This is a genomic window from Actinophytocola sp. KF-1 (assembly GCF_054661535.1).
In genome coordinates this window covers 696,297-713,168 of record NZ_BAAFVK010000001.1, presented here as the reverse complement: position 1 = coordinate 713,168, position 16,872 = coordinate 696,297, and the positions used below count along the sequence as shown (strand labels likewise).

12 protein-coding genes are annotated in these 16,872 nt (G+C 70.7%); 1 reads left to right on the top strand and 11 read right to left on the bottom strand.

What is annotated here, in order from left to right; genetic code table 11:
• Nucleotides 1-14: 14 nt before the first annotated feature.
• The gene (locus ACYQ77_RS03515; RefSeq protein ID WP_459707320.1) at nucleotides 15-851 is read right to left on the bottom strand and encodes a sugar phosphate isomerase/epimerase family protein; all 837 of its coding nucleotides are present in this window, start codon (nucleotides 849-851) and stop codon (nucleotides 15-17) included.
• 228 nt (nucleotides 852-1,079) lie between these two features.
• Here ACYQ77_RS03515 and ACYQ77_RS03510 point away from each other — a divergent pair, with 228 nt between their 5' ends.
• Nucleotides 1,080-1,229: a hypothetical protein gene (locus ACYQ77_RS03510; RefSeq protein WP_459707319.1), complete on the top strand. Its 150-nt coding sequence runs from the start codon at nucleotides 1,080-1,082 to the stop codon at nucleotides 1,227-1,229.
• Nucleotides 1,230-1,745: 516 nt separating this feature from the next.
• Here ACYQ77_RS03510 and ACYQ77_RS03505 read toward each other — a convergent pair.
• The 10 genes from ACYQ77_RS03505 to ACYQ77_RS03460 form a co-directional block, all read right to left on the bottom strand.
• The gene (locus ACYQ77_RS03505; RefSeq protein WP_459707317.1) at nucleotides 1,746-2,750 is read right to left on the bottom strand and encodes a sugar phosphate isomerase/epimerase family protein; all 1,005 of its coding nucleotides are present in this window, start codon (nucleotides 2,748-2,750) and stop codon (nucleotides 1,746-1,748) included.
• Nucleotides 2,747-4,135: an alkaline phosphatase family protein gene (locus ACYQ77_RS03500; RefSeq protein WP_459707315.1), complete on the bottom strand. Its 1,389-nt coding sequence runs from the start codon at nucleotides 4,133-4,135 to the stop codon at nucleotides 2,747-2,749. The genes ACYQ77_RS03505 and ACYQ77_RS03500 overlap by 4 nt, the downstream gene beginning before the upstream one ends.
• A complete protein-coding gene (eboE, locus tag ACYQ77_RS03495; RefSeq protein ID WP_459707313.1) occupies nucleotides 4,132-5,268 on the bottom strand; it encodes a metabolite traffic protein EboE in 1,137 nt (378 codons plus the stop codon). Before eboE ends, ACYQ77_RS03500 begins: the two co-directional genes overlap by 4 nt.
• Nucleotides 5,265-6,131: a TatD family hydrolase gene (locus tag ACYQ77_RS03490; protein ID WP_459707311.1), complete on the bottom strand. Its 867-nt coding sequence runs from the start codon at nucleotides 6,129-6,131 to the stop codon at nucleotides 5,265-5,267. Before ACYQ77_RS03490 ends, eboE begins: the two co-directional genes overlap by 4 nt.
• Nucleotides 6,128-7,585 carry an EboA domain-containing protein gene (locus tag ACYQ77_RS03485; RefSeq protein WP_459707309.1) on the bottom strand — a complete coding sequence of 486 codons (1,458 nt, stop codon included), beginning with the start codon at nucleotides 7,583-7,585 and terminating at the stop codon, nucleotides 6,128-6,130. Before ACYQ77_RS03485 ends, ACYQ77_RS03490 begins: the two co-directional genes overlap by 4 nt.
• The gene (locus ACYQ77_RS03480; protein WP_459707307.1) at nucleotides 7,582-8,433 is read right to left on the bottom strand and encodes an SCO3242 family prenyltransferase; all 852 of its coding nucleotides are present in this window, start codon (nucleotides 8,431-8,433) and stop codon (nucleotides 7,582-7,584) included. Before ACYQ77_RS03480 ends, ACYQ77_RS03485 begins: the two co-directional genes overlap by 4 nt.
• A complete protein-coding gene (locus ACYQ77_RS03475) occupies nucleotides 8,430-9,731 on the bottom strand; it encodes an inositol-3-phosphate synthase (RefSeq protein ID WP_459707305.1) in 1,302 nt (433 codons plus the stop codon). The genes ACYQ77_RS03480 and ACYQ77_RS03475 overlap by 4 nt, the downstream gene beginning before the upstream one ends.
• A 75-nt stretch (nucleotides 9,732-9,806) precedes the next feature.
• Nucleotides 9,807-14,363, bottom strand: a complete 4,557-nt coding sequence (locus ACYQ77_RS03470; protein WP_459707303.1) for a ThuA domain-containing protein — start codon at nucleotides 14,361-14,363, stop codon at nucleotides 9,807-9,809.
• A gap of 166 nt (nucleotides 14,364-14,529) precedes the next feature.
• Complete coding sequence (gene xylA, locus ACYQ77_RS03465; protein ID WP_459707302.1) at nucleotides 14,530-15,687, bottom strand: xylose isomerase; 1,158 nt, start codon at nucleotides 15,685-15,687, stop codon at nucleotides 14,530-14,532.
• Nucleotides 15,688-15,689: 2 nt separating this feature from the next.
• Nucleotides 15,690-16,841 carry a Gfo/Idh/MocA family protein gene (locus ACYQ77_RS03460; protein ID WP_459707300.1) on the bottom strand — a complete coding sequence of 384 codons (1,152 nt, stop codon included), beginning with the start codon at nucleotides 16,839-16,841 and terminating at the stop codon, nucleotides 15,690-15,692.
• Nucleotides 16,842-16,872: the final 31 nt, after the last annotated feature.

Sequence of the window (16,872 nt, the reverse complement as noted above, 5' to 3'; positions counted from 1 at the left end):
TCGCACCCGGCTTGCTAGAACCGCAGGTTGGCGAGGTAGTTGTAGCCCGTCTCGGCGCACTTGAGCGCGTCGACCGGCTGGTCGTTCTCGACGATGTACTCCTCGACCTCCAGCGGCCGGGTCGCACGGAAGATCCGCCGGAAGTCGATGGTGCCCTCGCCGAGGTCGGCGAAGCCGCCGTCGGGCGCGCGGTCCTTCACGTGGTACTGCTTCACGCGGCCGGGGATCCTGTAGAACTCGCGCACGGGGTCGGCCCCGCCGGTCACCACCCAGTACAGGTCCATCTCGAAGCTGACGTTCCGCCACGAGGTGCGCTGGGTCAGCACGTCGTACGGCCGCACGCCATCGACGAGCGCGAACTCCTGGTTGTGGTTGTGGTAGCCGAACCCGATGCCCGCGCGCCGGTACGCCTTGCCCGCGGCCTCGAGCCGGTCGGCGAACGCCTCCCACTCGGCGATCGTGCCGAAGTTGGCCCACGCGACGTTGCTGCGCAGGTTGCCGAGGATCTTCGCGTCGGCGATGGCCTGGTCGATGTCACCGTCGATGCCGACGTGCGTGGAGGTCGCCCGGATGCGGCGCGCGTCCAGGAGCTTGCGGAACTCGGTAGCACTGCGCCCGTAGGTGCCTGCGAGCTCCACCTTGCGGTACCCGATGTCGGCGAGCGCGTCGAGCGTGCCCTCGAGGTCGGTCTCGAGGATCGACCGCAGGGTGTACAGCTGGATGCTGATCTTGTCCTTCGGCACGCGCAGGCCCCAGTGCCCGCCCCGCCCGGCCCCCTCAGCCGACGCGACACCGGGCAGAGCCCCGGCGGCACCGACCGCGAGAGCCGCACCGGCGGCACCACGAAGCATGGACCTTCTCGAAATAGCCACGACAGATCCCTCCATTGGGACGGTGGAGATGTGGTGAACAACGAACCGGCTTGTGGCCGGACAGCTTGTACGAGGTTCGGGCGGCCACCGCGGTGGGAGCAGGAGGCGGGGCCGCGAAGCTCAGGGCAGGGAACGCAGGTGGGTTGGAGGGCAGGACATGCGGTTCGGATCGAGGGCGGGAAACGGGTCGGGTCGAAAGCAGGAAGCGTGGATCGGTTCGAGGACGGGAAACGTGGTCGGTTCGAGACCGGCAATGCGGATCAGATCGAGAACAACGCTGCCGATCGGCTCGAGGGGACAGGGACAGGGACGCGGATCGAGGTCAAGACTCATGCAGTGAGCGAGGCTCGCGAGTGAGCGAAACTCGCAGTGGGCGGGACTCGCGTACCGGGCGGAACTCGACGTAGTGGGCGGGACTCGCAGCGGGCGGGACTCGGGTACCGGGCGGGACTCGACGTAGTGGGCGGGACTCGCAGCGGGCGGGACTCGCGCACTGGGCGGAACCCGACGTACTGGGTGGGACTCGCAGCGGGCGGGACTCGACGTAGTGGGTGGGACTGGCAGCGGGTGAGACTCGCGCACGGGGCGGGACTCGACGTACTGGGCGGGACTCGCAGCAGGTGAGACTCGCGCACTGGGCGCGACCCGACGTACTGGGTGGGACTCGACGCAGCGGGTGGGACTCGCGGGGCAATGAGCGGACCCATTGCCCCGGCGGCCTGGGCGCGGTTGTCCTTGAGTTGCAGGCAGGGTGTGGACAACCGCGGCCTGGCCGCCGGGGAATGTCGGTGGGCTGGCGTAGGCTGGAAACCGGGGGCCGGAGGCCGAGCCCTGGTGGGGCAACCACTTCGGCGGCCCCACCAGCCGACCGGGTCAGTCCTTTGTGGAGAAAGCCGCGTCGAAGGCTGCTTCCGGCTTGTCGAAGAGGTGGGCACGGATGAACGTGACCGCTTCCTCGGCGCCGCGGAGGCGGTCCATGCCCGCGTCCTCCCACTCGACCGAGATCGGGCCGTTGTAGCCGATCGCGTTCAGGGCCCGGAAGGACTCCTCCCACGGCACGTCACCGTGGCCGGTGGAGACGAAGTCCCAGCCGCGCCTCGGGTCGGCCCATGCCAGGTGGCTGCCCATGCGGCCGTTGCGGCCGTCGAACCGCTTCTTGGTGTCCTTGCAGTCCACGTGGTAGATGCGGTCGGCGAAGTCGAGGATGAAACCGACCGGGTCCAGGTCCTGCCAGATGAAGTGGCTCGGGTCCCAGTTCAGGCCGAAGGCCTCGCGGTTGTCGACCGCGTCCAGCGTCTTCTTGGTGGTCCAGTAGTCGTAGGCGATCTCCGACGGGTGGACCTCGTGGGCGAAGCGGACGCCCACCTCGTCGAACACGTCGAGGATGGGGTTCCACCTGCGGGCGAAGTCGGCGTAGCCGTCGTCGATGACCTCCTGGCTCACCGGCGGGAACATGGCCACGTACTTCCAGATCTTGGAGCCCGTGAAGCCCACCACCGTGTTGACGCCGAGCTTGGCCGCGGCGCGGGCGGTGTCCTTCATCTCCTCGGCGGCCCGCTGGCGCACGCCCTCCGGCTCACCATCGCCCCAGATCCTCGACGGGAGGATGTTCTTGTGGCGCTCGTCGATCGGGTCGTCGCAGACCGCCTGGCCGACGAGGTGGTTGGAGATCGTCCAGACCTTCAGGCCGTGGGAGGCCAGCTGGTCCAGCTTCTTCTGGACGTAGTCGTCCTCCGCGAGTGCGCGGTCGACCTCGAAGTGGTCGCCGGAGCACGCGATCTCCAGCCCGTCGTAGCCCCACTGCGCGGCGAGCTTGCACACCTCCTCGAAAGGAAGGTCGGCCCACTGGCCGGTGAACAACGTGACTGGTCGACTCATCGTCGGACTCCCTCCGGAATTCCCTGCAACTGCAACAAAAGATCACGTACCTGCGTGGCGGACAGCGCGCCGCCGGGCTCGGCGTCGGGAACGGAGCACAGCAGCACCGGGCCGTCGTCGGCCGAGTCGGGCAGCCTGCCGTGCGAGCCGCGGACCGGGGCCGGGTCGAGCGGCACGACCTGCATCGCGTAGCGCAGGCCTGCCTTCTTCTTCACCAGGTTCAGCCCCGCCTTGGCCTTCGCCAGCTTGTCCGCCGGGTTGAAGAACAGCTCGGCCGGGTCGTAGCCGGGCTTGCGGTGGATCTCCACGCCCCGCGCGAAGTCCGGCGCGCGGTCGTCGTCCAGCCAGTAGTAGTAGGTGAACCACGCGTCCGGGTCCGCCACCACGACCAGCTCACCCGACCGCTCGTGGTCGATGCCGTAGCGCGCCTGCTCGGCGCGGTCCAGGACCTCGTCGACACCGGCGAGCGACGACAGCATGTCCTGCACGCGGGGCAGATCGGCGGGGTCCGCGACGTACACGTGCGCGACCTGGTGGTCGGCCACCGCGAACGCCCGCGACACCCACGGGTCCAGGTACTCCATGCCCGCCTGCGTGTACACCTCGAGCAGGCCCTCGCGGCGCAGCAACCGGTTGATGTCCACCGGCCTGCGCACGTTCGTGATGCCGTACTCCGACAGCGCCACCACCGTCGCGCCCGCGTTCCGCGCGTCGTCCAGCAGCGGCTTCAGCGCCGCGTCGATCTCGCGGGCGGCACGCACCGCCTCCGGTGCGTCCGGGCCGAAGCGCTGCAGGTCGTAGTCCAGGTGCGGCACGTACACCAGCAGCATGTCCGGGTGGTGCTCACGCAGGATCTTCCGGGACGCGCCGATGATCCACTCGCTCGACACCAGCGACGCCGTCGGGCCCCAGTACTGGAACAGCGGGAACTCGCCGAGCGCGCCGACCAGGTCGTCGTGCAGGGCGGGCGGGCGCACGTACGCGTCCGGCGACTTGCGGCCGTCGGCGTGGTAGATCGGGCGCGGCGTCACCGTGATGTCCGTCGTCGCACCCATCGCGTACCACCAGCACACGTTCGCGACCTGGAAGTCCGGGTTCGCGGCACGTGCGGTCTCCCACACCTTCTCGCCCAGCACCAGCTTGTTGTGCTGGCGCCACAGGTGCACCTCGCCGACGTCGCGGAAGTACCAGCCGTTGCCCACGATCCCGTGGTCGCGCGGCATGGCGCCGGTCAGGAACGTCGACTGCGCGCTGCACGTCACCGCGGGCAGCACCGTGCCCAGCTCGGCCTGCCACCCCGTGCGGGCCAGGGCCTGCAGGTTCGGCATGTGCTTCAGCAGCTTCGGCGTCAGGCCGACGACGTCTACGACGACCAGCTGTGTCATCGAACTCCCTCCGGTTCCAGCAGGTTCGCGGCGGCCCAGCGCAGTTCCGCGGCGATCCCCCTGATCAGTGCCGTGTCGCCACCGCCGCCCGCGGTCTCGGGCAGCACGCTCCACGTGTACGTCTCCACCTCGACGTGCGGCAGTGCACCGTCCACAGTAGACGCCAGGGTGGTGATCGCGGTGCGCAGCACGTCCGTCGTCGCCGACAGGGGCGCGGCGGGGCGGGCGTGCAGCGGCACGTGGAAGTGCACGCGCCACGGGTTGCGGCCGGGCAGCTCGGTCAGCGCCTGCGGCAGGTCGTCCGCCGCCAGCACCGCGCCGGACGGCGTGCGTTCCCGCACCTGGTGCAGGTAGCGGGGCTCGGTGAAGTCGGCGAGCGCCACCCGCGCCGGCGCGGTGTCCGGGTCCTCGACCTGCAGGGCCGCCGACGCCTGCACCTTCACGACCTCGAGCCCGGACCGGTAGATCTCGGCGACCGTCGCGGCCGGGTCGGCGAACGACACCGCGAGGTGGCAGGTGTCCAGGCACAACCCGATGTAGCGCGGATCGACGCGCGGGGCGAGCCAGGCCACGGCGTCGGCGACCGTGTCGAGCACGCAGCCCGGCTCCGGCTCGACGGCCAGCCGGATCGGCCGCCCGTTCGCGTCGGCCATCGCGGACAACGCGCTGGTCAGCGACGTGAGTGCGGCGGTCGCCGCCTCGTCGTCCTCGGCCGACCACGGGGTGCGCCACGCGAGCGGCAGCGTCGAGATCGAGCCGTAGGCCGCCGAGTCCGGCAGCAGGTCGGCGAGCACGGTGGCGCAGTCGAGCGTGTACCGCAGCCGCGCCTCGTCCGTCCACTCCGGACGGTAGACGGAGTGTTTGACCACGTCGTCGTGGAAACCGCCGTACGGGAAGGCGTTGAGCGTGTACACCTCGAGCCCTCTGGCGTCCAGTTCCGCACGCAACCTGGCCCGCAGCCCGGGTGCCGCCGCCAGCTCCCCGGCCAGCGCGGCGGGCAGCCACAGGCCGAGGCCGAGCACGTCCACGCCGACGAGGCGCCGGACGGGCTCGGCGTAGCGGTCGAGCTGCGCCAGCACACCCGCGAGGTCCTCGGCGGGGTGCACGTTGGTGCAGTAGGACAGGGGCGTCATGTGTTGCCGCCGCCCCGGAGCACGGAGTTGCCGGAGAACGTTTCAGCGGACGGCGTGAAGCCGGGCAGCTCGTCGAGTTCGAGCCGGTCGGACTGGCCGTAGAACTCGACGGGGTTCTGCCACAGCACCTTGTCGACGTCGGCCTCGGTGAACCCGGCGTCGAGCATGGCGAGCCCGGTCTTGTACGTCTTCAGCGGGTCGGACCGGCCCCAGTCGGCCGCCGAGTTCACGATCATGCGCTCGGTGCCGTACTCCTGCAGGATCGCGACCATCCGCTGCTCGTCCATCTTGGTGTCCGGGTAGATGGAGAAACCCATCCAGCAGCCGGACTCGTGGACGACGCCGACGGTCGGCTCGTTGAGGTGGTCGACGAGCACGCGGCCGGGCGCGATGCCGGACTCCTTCACCACGTCCAGGGTCCGCTTGGTCCCCGCCAGCTTGTCGCGGTGCGGGGTGTGGACGAGCGCGGGCAGCTCGTGCTCGATCGCGAGCGCCAGCTGCCGGGAGAAGACCTCGTCCTCCTCGGGTGTCATGGAGTCGTAGCCGACCTCGCCGACCGCGACCACGCCGTCCTTCGCGAGGTAGCGCGGGAGCACGTCGAGCACCTCGCGGCAGCGGGGGTCGTTGGCCTCCTTGGGGTTCAGCGCGATCGTGCAGTGGTGGCGGATGCCGAACTGCGCGGCACGGAACCGCTCCCAGCCGATCAGTGAGTCGAAGTAGTCGGTGAACGACGCGACGCTCGTGCGCGGCTGCCCGAGCCAGAACGCGGGCTCGACCAGCGCGCGGACGCCTGCGTCGAACATGGCCTCGTAGTCGTCGGTGGTCCGCGAGGTCATGTGGATGTGCGGGTCGAAGATCCTCACGGGCGTGCCTCCAGCAGTGTCACGGCGTCGGCGGGGACCTCGCGGCCCGCCGCCCTGCGTTCGTCGGCGTAGTCGCTGACCATGCGCAGCAGCTCGGCGTCGGCGCGGCTGTCCAGTTCGGCCACCGCGGCGAGCGGCACGCCGACGAACAGGCACTTCAGCACGCCGTGCCGCCAGCTGTGCGCGTCGAGGTGCTTCGCGGCGAAGTCACCCATGGCGGCCGCGACCAGCCGGATGTCGTTGGCGCGCAACGCGTCCTTGACCAGTTCCAGCCCGGTCTGGACGGTCGCCGACGGCAGCGCGGCGAGCCCGCGCAGCACACCGCGGCGCTCGGCGTCGTCGCCGTACCGGTAGAGCTGCGCGATCTCCTCGGCGAGCTTGCCCGCGTCGAGCACCTCGGCGAGCACGGCCAGCAGGCGCGTGCGGGCGAGGTCGTCGACGGTGCCGTGCACGAGGCCCTGCGGGTCGGCCTCCGGGCGCAGCGGCGCGCGGCCGACCTTGCGGCCGACGGCCGGGAACAGCGCGGCGATCGACGCCGGGTCGCGGCGTACTTTCTGCTCGGCCTCGACGAGCCAGGGATGGTCCACCTTGCTCACCCATTCCGGATCGGGGTAATCGCGGTTCTCCTCCGGCGCCAGCGCGTCCCGCAGTGCGCGGAGCGCGCGGGCGGCCACGACCGGCGCCGCGTGGCTGTGCCGTGGCAGCTCGACCGCCGCGACGCCGGTGTAGCCGATCTCGGTCAGCGCGGCCAGGGTGGCGCGCAGGTCGAGTTCGCCCTCGCCGAACTCGAGGTGCTCGTGCACCCCGGTGCGCATGTCGTCGAGCTGGACGTTGACGAGCAACTCGCCCGCGCGGCGGACGCACGTCGGCGCGTCGACCGGTTCGACGGCGACGCAGTGGCCGACGTCGAGCGTGATGCCGAGCAACTCCGGCGCGCCCAGTTCCTCGCGCAGGCGCAGCGCGTCGGACAGGTGCTCGACGAACATGCCGGGCTCGGGTTCCAGGCCGAGCGGCACGTCCACGTCGGCCGCGGCGTCGAGCACCTCGCTGACGCCGACCCGCATGCGCCGCCACGCCGTCTCCGGGTCGACCTCGGCCGGGCGGATGCCGGACCAGAACGACACGGCGTCGGAGCCGAGGCCCGCGGCGATGCGGAGCGCGCGGACGAGGAAGTCGATCCGCCGCTCCGGTTCGTCGGACACGAGCGTGGGGTGGTGCTTGCGGTGCGGGTCGAGCAGGTAGCGGGCGCCGGTCTCGACGACGCTGGCGAGGCCGAGCGCGTCGAGCAGGTTCGCCACGTGGTCGACCTGCCGCGCGAGGTCGTCGGCGTACGGGTCGAGGTGGTGGTGGTCGAGCGTGAGCGCGACGGAGGTGTAGCCGAGGTCGGCGATGATCCGCAACGCGTCGTCGAGCCGGTGGTTCGCGAAGCCGTTCGTGCCGTACCCGAGCTTCATGTCGGGCTCACCTTCTTGGCGAGCCTGCGTGCGACGGGCAGCGCGGCGGCGACCGCGACCGCGCCGAGGAGCGACCCGCGGCGGGCGGCGAGCGCGGCCTGCAGCGGGACCATGCCGTGGATGCCCGCCATGGTCGCCGCCTTCACGGTCGGCGCGGACGGGTCCTGGGTCGCGCCGTACTGGGCGCGGCCGACGAGCCCGGAGTACGCGCCGGAGAACGCGAGCGCGGCGAGCCGGTCCCGCCAGGTGCGGGCGCCGATGATCGACGTGGCGGCGGTGGCGACGGTCCCGGCGAAAGCGGCACGCGCGGTCCGCGGCGACGCCCCGTGCACCTCGCCGCGGGACAGGGCGGTGACACCGTAGGTGTGCCCGCCGACGGCCATGGCGCTGGGCATGGCCGTGCGCGCGCCGGACGCGCCCGCGCCCATGAGGACGTCGAGCGCGCGGCACGCGGCCATGCCCGCCGGGCCGGCGGCGGTCTTCTTGAGGACGGTGTCGTACGCCCAGACCGCCGCCGCGAGGGGCACAGCGATCTTGAGGGTGTCGCGGCCGCCGGCAGCGCGGGCCAGGCCCAGGCCCGCGGCGGTGAGCCCGCCGGCGACCGCGAGCGCTTGGTCGGGGCTGACGCGCCCCGACGGGATGGGCCGCTCGGGTCGCTCGACGGCGTCGAGCTCACGATCGGCCCAGTCGTTGAGCGCCATCCCGGCCCAGTAGAAGGATGCCGATGACAGCGGAAGAAGCAAGCGCCTGCCGCGAAGTGGCCGCCCGGCGGCAGCCGCCCCGGCGACCGTGTCGCCGATGACGGTCAACGCGGCCGGAGCCCTCACGAGCTGCAGAAACGCCTTCACGACGAGGCCCCGTCGGCGCTGTCGTCGCTCGCGCGCGCGTTACCCGGCCCCCACCCGTTCCCGGGGGCGTCCCGCCGTGCCAGTCTACCAGTGGAGGGTGACGGTTCCTCGTTGTTACCGGTCGGTTGTGGATAAGTGGGCTCGTTGTGGACAAGTTCCCGTGCCCACGACGTCAGCATGTCGGTCTGCTGCGCGAAGCGGTGCTCGTCCGTGGCGACCGGGTCCTTGAAGAAGAACGCCAGCGACGCCAGCGGCCCGGACTGGCCCGCCGCGTGCGCGGCCGCCGCCAGCCTGGCCAGGTCCAGCACCAGCGGCGCGGCCAGCGACGAGTCCAGGCCCGTCCACGTGAACTGCAGGTTCATCCGCGCGCCGAGGAAGCCCTCGAACGACACGTGGTCCCACGCCGTCTTCTGTTCGCCCAGGTCAGGCACGTTGTCGATGTGCAGGGGCGCCGTCACGCCCTCGCCGAGCAGCGCCGCGAGGCCGCGGGCCTTCGACTCGAGCTTCCCGGCCGCCTGCACCGGGTCGGCCAGGTTGGCGCCGTCGCCGCCGCCCAGCAGGTTGGTGCCCGCCCACGAGCGAACGCGCAGCGCGCGGGCGGTGAACATCGGCGCCAGCACGGTCCTGAGCAGCGTCTCGCCGGTCTTGCCGTCCGAGCCCGCGTACGGCAGCCCCAGCGACACCGCCAGGTCGTGCAGCACCGGCAGCCGGACCCCCGGCGACGGGGTGAAGTCGACGAACGGGCACCCCGCCCGCAGCGCCGCGTACGCCATCAGCGAGCTGGGCGGGAGCACCGACCGGGCCGGGTCCGCGAGCGCCGCCTCCAGCAGCTCCAGGGACGCGTGCTCGGGGAGCGCGGGCACCGGCGGCTCGGTCGACGACACGTTCACCACGATCACGCGGTCCAGACCGTGGGAGACGCGGAACGCCGTGATGTCCTCGACCAGCCGCGCGACCGCGTCGGCCTGGGCGCCCGTGTGCGTCGCCGGGTGGTAGCCGTCGCGGATGCGGGCGTCGACCGCCCGCAGGCCCGTCGCCGTGGCGGCCAGTACGCGGTGCGGGATGAGGCCCGCGTCGGCCAGCTGCTCGGCACGCTTCTCCAGCGGCGTGTGGACGACGTCGTGGCCACCGACCACGATGTCCTCCCACGCAGGCAACGGCACGCCCGCGAACTCGGGGCGCTCCGTCACGCAGCCGACCGGCTCGACGAGCCGCGCCCGCAACGCGAGCAGACCCACCACGGCCGTCGTGGCCACGGAGCCCCGCGCCCCGACCAGCCACAAACCCGTTCCCGCCATCCCGCAATTCCTTCCTCGAGCAAAAAGGTGACTCCGGTGGGCCGACGACGCCGGCCCACCGGCCGTCTCACCTGGTCATCGAGCCGCCTCGGGCAGCCGCGCCACCCCTTCGAGATCGTCGATGACCGCTTCCGCGTCACGCTTCAGGACCGCGCGCACATCCTCGTCACCGACGAGCGTTTCGTCGATGGCGAGTTGCACGAACGTGCCCAGGTAGCGCGCCGCCCGCGCGTCGTTCCCGTTCGCCTCGGCCTTCGCTGCCTTGGTGAGCAGGCTCTTCAGCTGCTGGTACGCCGACAGCGACAGCCGGTTGGTCGCCCGGAAGCGGTCCAGCAGCTGCCTGATGTCCCGCATGGACGTCGTGGTCGCGAACGTCAGGGACTGCGACGTGACGTTCCCCGCGGTGTCGGTCGCCGTGACCGTGAACCCGTGCGTGCCCAGCGGCAGCTGGTACAGCGCGAGCGTCCGGCCCGACGTGACCGTCTCGCCGTCCAGGGCGCCGGTGACCGAGGCCACACCGGACGTGGCGTCCTCCGCGTGCCACGACAGCACCACGTCGGAGGCGTCGCCGTAGATGTACCCGTCGGCCACCCCGGCCACCATGAGCGTCGGCTTGGTGCCGTCGATCTTGATGGTCGCCGCCTTCGACGGCTCGGAGTTACCGGCCCGGTCCACCGCGTGGTACAGCAGCGTGTGCTCACCGTCGCCGGTCACGGTGACCGTGCCGGTGTAGCGGGTCCACTGCCCACCGTCCAGCTTGTACTCGATGAAGTCGACACCCAGGCCCTCGTCCTCGGCCGTCAGGGTCACCGGGACGGTGCCCGGGTGCCAGCCGGTCGAGGCGGGCGGCGCGAAGGTCGCGGTCGTGACCGGGGCGGCCTCGTCCACGAGCTCCTTGATCTGGATGTTCCGGAACCAGACGTCGTCGCCGTTGCCGTGGTTCTGGATGCCGACGAACCCCTGCGTGAGGTCACGGGCCGGGTCGGTGCTGGTGAAGTCGTTGATCAGCACCCCGTTGAGGAAGACCTTGATGGTCTGCCCCACGACCTGGATCTCGTAGGAGTTCCACTGCCCCGGCGGCTTCAGCGCGCCGTCGCGCGCCGGGATGTCCGCCGCCTGGAACGTGTAGATCGAACCCGTGGTCCGGTCCGGCGCGTCCGTGGCGTCGATCTGGATCTCGTAGCCCTGGTTGACCGCCACCCACGGGTCGTCGCCCGGCTCCGGGTAGCCGACGAAGACACCGGAGTTGTCGTCCCCGGCCATCTTCCAGTCCAGCTTCAGGCTGTACGCGCCGAACTCCTCCCGGTAGGAGAGCAGGCCCATGCCGCCGGTGGACAGGATCGTGCAGTCGTCCTGCTGGACGAACTCACCGGGACCGGACATCTTCCAGTTCTCGAGGCTCGCCGCCGTGCCGTCGTACAGGGCGCGGTAGCCGGCCTCCGGCGTGAACGGCGTGCACTCCTGCGGCTCGGCGGGGCCTGCCACGCCGTCCCCTTCGACCTGGATGTTGTCCACGTCGAAGCCGCCGGAGAACACCAGGTACAGCGGGCCGGTGCCGCCCGGATCGGTGATCGGGGCGGGCGGGATGTCCACGTAGTTGTCCCAGCCGCCCGTGCTTGCCACCTGCACGGTCTGCACGACCGGACCGTCCACCGCGTTCTTGCGGACGGTGATCGTGCCGCCGGAACCGCCGGAGGACACGCGGTAGCCGATCGCGTCGACGCCGGTCAGGTTGACCGGGTCGAACTTGATCCAGTCACCGTTGTCGATGTAGCCGACGCGCTTGCCGCCGCTCGCACCCGCCGCGTTGACGATCTGCACACCGTTGTGCTCGGTGAAGAACTCGGCCTGCTTCAGCTTCGGCTGCAGCACGATCTCGTCCGAGCCGGTCAGCGCCGGGGCGCCGGGCGCGCCGGTGTCGGTGTAGCTCGCGTTGATCACACCGAACACGTCGGCGTCCAGGCCGTGGCCCTCGTCGGCGGGCGTGACGATCTCGCCCTCGCACCCGGTGGCCCGCGACAGCGGGTGCCCGTGGTTGTCGTGGCCGAGGATGTACTCCACGGTCACCTTCGAGCAGTCGATCGACGCGTCCTCCGGGTCGGTGACGGTGACCTTGAACGGCACGGTGTCGCCGTAGCCGAAGAAGCCGCCGTTCACCGGCAGGTCGAGCGTGACCGCCGGCGCGGTGTTGCCCGCCGTGATCACGACGCTCGCCGCGCCGGTCAGCCCGGTCTCGTCGGTCACCGCCAGGTGCGCGGTGTACTGGCCCGGGTTCTCGTAGGTGTACGACTGCGGGGCCGCCTCGGTCGAGTCGGTCGTGCCGTCACCGTCGAAGTCCCACGCGTAGGTCAGGTCACCGCCGTCCTCGTCGGCCGTGCCCGCCGGGTCGAACCGCACGGTCAGCGGCGCGGGGCCGGACGTCTTGTCCGCCTTCAGCTGCACCACCGGGGTCCGGTTGCCCTTGGTGTAGTCGATCCGGTACACCGCCGAGTCCGGCGCGCCGCCGAAGTAGCCGCTGCCGTAATCCAGCACGTACAGCGAGCCGTCCGGGCCGAACTCGATGTTCATCGGCCGGGTCAGCGCCATCGAGTCGAAGAACGGCTCGATCGCGCCGCGCTCGCCATTCGCCCCGACCTCGATGGTCTTGATCCAGCCGCGGTCCCACTCGTAGGCGAAGTTCTTGCCGTCGTAGAACTCGGGGAACTTCGTCGTCGAGTCCAGGTCCGGGTCGTACCGGTAGACCGGGCCGCCCATCGGCGACTCGCCGCCGGTGCCGAACTCCGGCACGGAACCGCCGTCGTACGGGATCCACGCGGGCTGCACGGGCGGCAGGTCCACGAGACCGGTGTTGTTCGGCGAGGTGTTCTTCGGCGCCGCGCAGTCGAACGCCGACCCGGACGTGCCGGTGGCGAAGTCGTAGTCGATGAACGGCTGGTTGTCGCCGACGCAGTACGGCCACCCGTAGTTGCCGGGCGCCTTGATCAGGTTGAACTCGACGGTGCCCGCGGGGCCGCGCGCGGGGTTGGCCGCACCGGCGTCCGGGCCGTAGTCACCGAGGTAGATCCAGCCCGTCTCGCGGTCCACGGCGAACCGGAAGGGGTTGCGGAAGCCCATCGCGTAGATCTCCGGGCGGGTCTTCTCGGTGCCCGGCGCGAACAGGTTCCCCTCGGGGATCGTGTACGACCCGTCGTCCTGCACGGTGATGCGCAGGATCTTGCCGCGCAGGTCGTTCGTGTTGCCCGAGGACCGCTGGGCGTCGAACGCCGGGTTGCGCGTGCTCCGCTCGTCGATCGGCGTGTAGCCGTCCGAGGCGAACGGGTTGGTGTCGTCACCGGTGGACAGCAGCAGGTTGCCCTGGCCGTCGAAGTCGATCTCGCCACCGGCGTGGCAGCACAGGCCGCGGTCGGTGTTCACCCGCAGGATCTGCTGCTCGCTCGCGAGGTCGAGCTTGCCGTCCTCGCCCAGCTTGTACCGGGACAGCTGGTTGTACCCGTGGAACGGCGCGAAGTCCGCCGCGGTCCCGTTCTCCGGCGCGTCCCCGGCCGGCGTGTCCAGCGGGGGCGCGTAGTAGAGGTACACCCACCGGTTCGTGGCGAAGTCCGGGTCGACCGCGACACCCTGCAGCCCGTCCTCGTCGTGGTTGTACACGGGGATCTGGCCGGCGAGCGAGGTCGTCGCCTCCGGCGTGGTCAGCCAGACGCGGCCGTCGCGGGAGGTGTGGATCACCTTGCGGTCGGGCAGGACGGCCAGCGCGATCGGCTCACCGGTGCTGGCCTCGCCCTTCGCGAGGGTGATCTGGTCGAAGTCCGCGTCGGCCGGTGGCTCTTCCGGCCCGCCGTCGTCGGGGGCGCAGTCGGCGGCCTCGAGGCCAGCCGCGTACTTGATGCCGCCCGCCAGCGAGGCGAGGAACTCGGGCTCCGCGTAGGACGCCTGCGTGTGGCCCATGCCGGTGTACCAGGACCGGCCCTGCTCCTGGGCGTGGCACCACATGATCGGGTGGTCGTCGCCCATCGCGCCGCTGCCCGGGTTGTAGCTGGACTCGTCCAGCGTGGCCAGGACCTTCACGTTCGCGCGCGGGTTGGAGCGGTAGTTGTACCACTCGTCGGTGCGGGTCCACTGGTACGGCAACGGCGCGGTCGACGGGTGGTCCCGCGCGGTGACGTCGACGGTGGCCTGCTGGATCGCGGGGTGCGACTGGAAGTACGCGCCGACGAGCGAGCCGTACCAGGGCCAGTCGTACTCGGTGTCGGCCGCTGCGTGCACGCCCGCGTACCCGCCGCCCGCGTTGACGTAGTTCTCGAACGCGGTCTGCTGCTCGGCGTTCAGCACGTCACCGGTCGTGGAAAGGAACACGACCGCGGCGAATCGCGACAGGTTGTCCGCGGTGAACGCGGCGGCGTCCTCGGTGGCCTCGACGTGGAAGCCGTTCTGTTCGCCGAGCGTCTGGATGGCGGCGATACCCGCCGGAATGGAGTCGTGCCGGAAGCCCGCGGTCTTCGAGAACACCAGAACGGTGGTGTCGTGTTGCGCCGAAGGGCCGCTCACCGGTTCCGCCGAAGCGACGCCGATTCCCGTGAGCAACGCCAGTCCGGCGACCGCGAAACGCGATGCGCCGCGTAGTCCCCGCCTCACCCCTGGTGGTTTAACCGCGCTCTTACTCTTACTGATCCCTCGCACTGGTACTTTCTCCTTGTTCTCACCGAAATGGGGACCGCGAGAAAGGGTCGACTCTCCTTTCCGTGATGCGGCGTCGCCTGACGTGCCGGTCGGGCGACGCCGCTTTCTTGTCGGTTACTTGTCAACGAGTCCCGAATAGGTGATCCAGGGCCAGTTGGTCCAATTTCTCCACGTGGGCACCCCGGGCGGCCGCCTCGTCGATGTCGAGTTCCTCCGCGCGCAGGTCCGCGAGGCTCTCGCCGTCACCGAGCGTCGGCACCGACAGCTGGTCCGTCCGTGCCGCGGCCAGCGCCTCCGCGACCTCCGGGTCGGCGCGGAACGCCCGCGCCTTCTCCGCGAAGATCAGGTAGTTGCGCATGCAGCCCTTCGCCGACTCCCACACACCGGACTCGTCCTCGACCCGGCCCGGCTTGAAGTCGAAGTGCCGCGGACCGTCGTAGCCGCCGTGCTCCAGCAGGTCCACCAGCAGGAAGGCGGACTTGACGTCACCGTTGCCGAAGCGCAGGTCCTGGTCGTAGCGCGGACCGTTCTGCCCGTTCAGGTCGATGTGGAACAGCTTGTTGTGCCACAGCGCCTGCGCGTAGCCGGCCACGACCGACATGCCCGCCATCTGCTCGTGCCCGACCTCGGGGTTGAGGCCGACGCGGTCCGGCTCCTCCAGCTCGGAGATGAACGCGATCGCGTGCCCGATCGTCGGCAGGAAGATGTCGCCGCGCGGCTCGTTGGGCTTCGGCTCCAGCGCGAACCGGATGTCGTAGCCCTGCTCCCGCACGTACGCGCACAGGATGTCCAGCGACTCCTTGTACCGGTCGAGCGCCGCGCGGGTGTCCTTCGCGACCGCGGACTCGGCGCCTTCGCGGCCGCCCCACAGCACGTAGGTCTTCGCGCCGAGCTCGGCCGCGAGGTCCAGGTTCCGCAGGATCTTCTTCAGCGCGAACCGGCGGATGTCGCGGTCGTTGGCGGTGAGCGCGCCCTCCTTGAACACCGGGTGGGCGAACAGGTTGGTGGTCGCCATCGGCACGACCAGGCCGGTGGCGTCGAGCGCCTTGCGGAAGCTCGCGATCCGCGACTCCCGGTCGGACTCCGAGGACCCGAAAGGGATCAGGTCGTCGTCGTGGAACGTGACGCCGTAGGCGCCCAGCTCCGCCAGCTTCTCCACCGCGTACGCGGGGTCCATCGGGGCGCGGGTCGCGACCCCGAACGGGTCGACGCCCTGCCAGCCGATCGTCCACAGGCCGAAGCTGAACCTGTGCTCTGGCCGTGGCGTGTAATCACTCATACCTACTGGATCTCCGTCCATGCCGAACCGTTCGCGGCGCTGCTCTCGACAGCACCGAGCACCCGCTGCACTTGGAGCCCGTCCGCGAAGGACGGTGCTGGGTCGATCCCGGTGTGGATCGCGCGCACGAAGTCCACGACCTCGTGGGTGAAGGTGTGCTCGTACCCGAGCAGGTGGCCCGGCGGCCACCAGGCACCGACGTACGGGTGCGTCGGCTCGGTGACGAGGATCCGGCGGAAGCCGCCCTCGTCGTTGCCGTTGGCACCGTCGAAGAACCACAGCTCGTTCATCGACTCGAACTCGAAGCGCAGCGAGCCGAGCGAGCCGTTGATCTCGACGGACATGCCGTTCTTGCGGCCCAGCGCGAACCGGGTGGCCTCGTAGGTGGCGATGGCGCCACTGGCGAACCGGCCGAAGAAGACCGCCGCGTCGTCGACGGTCACGTCGTCGATCTTCTCGCCGGACTCGTCCGGACGCTTCGCGACGAAGGTCTTGGTGAGCGCGGACACCCCGGTCAGCAGGTCGCCGACCAGGTACTGCGTGGCGTCGACGATGTGCGCGCCGAGGTCGCCGAGCGAGCCGGAGCCCGCCTTGTCCTTGCGCAGCCGCCACGTCATCGGCGCGTTCTCGTCGGACAGCCAGTCCTGCAGGTACAGCGCGCGGACGTGCCGGATCTCGCCGAGCCTGCCCGCCTCGATCATCTTGCGCGCGTAGGCGATCGCCGGCACGCGGCGGTAGTTGAAGGCCACCATGGAGCGCACCCCCCGCTCCTTGGCGGCCTCCGCCGCCGCCGTCATCAACTCCGCCTCCTCGACGGTGTTGGCGAGCGGCTTCTCGCACAGCACGTGCTTGCCCGCTTCGAGCGCCGCGACGGCGATCTCGCAGTGCGAGTCGCCCGGCGTGCAGATGTCCACGATCTGCACGTCGGGCGAGTTGACCAGCTCCCGCCAGTCGGTCTGCACGCTGGCGAACCCGAACTTCGCCGCGGCCGCCTTGGTGCGCGCGAGGTCACGCCCACCGAGCACGGCGAGTTCCGGTGTCGCCGGCAGGTCGAAGAACCGGTGCGCGGTCCGCCACGCATGGGAGTGCACCGCACCCATGAACGCGTGGCCGACCATGCCGACCCCGATCCGTCCCCCGCTGCCCTCTGTCATCTCACCCTCCGTCTTTCTTCACGCAGAAGTT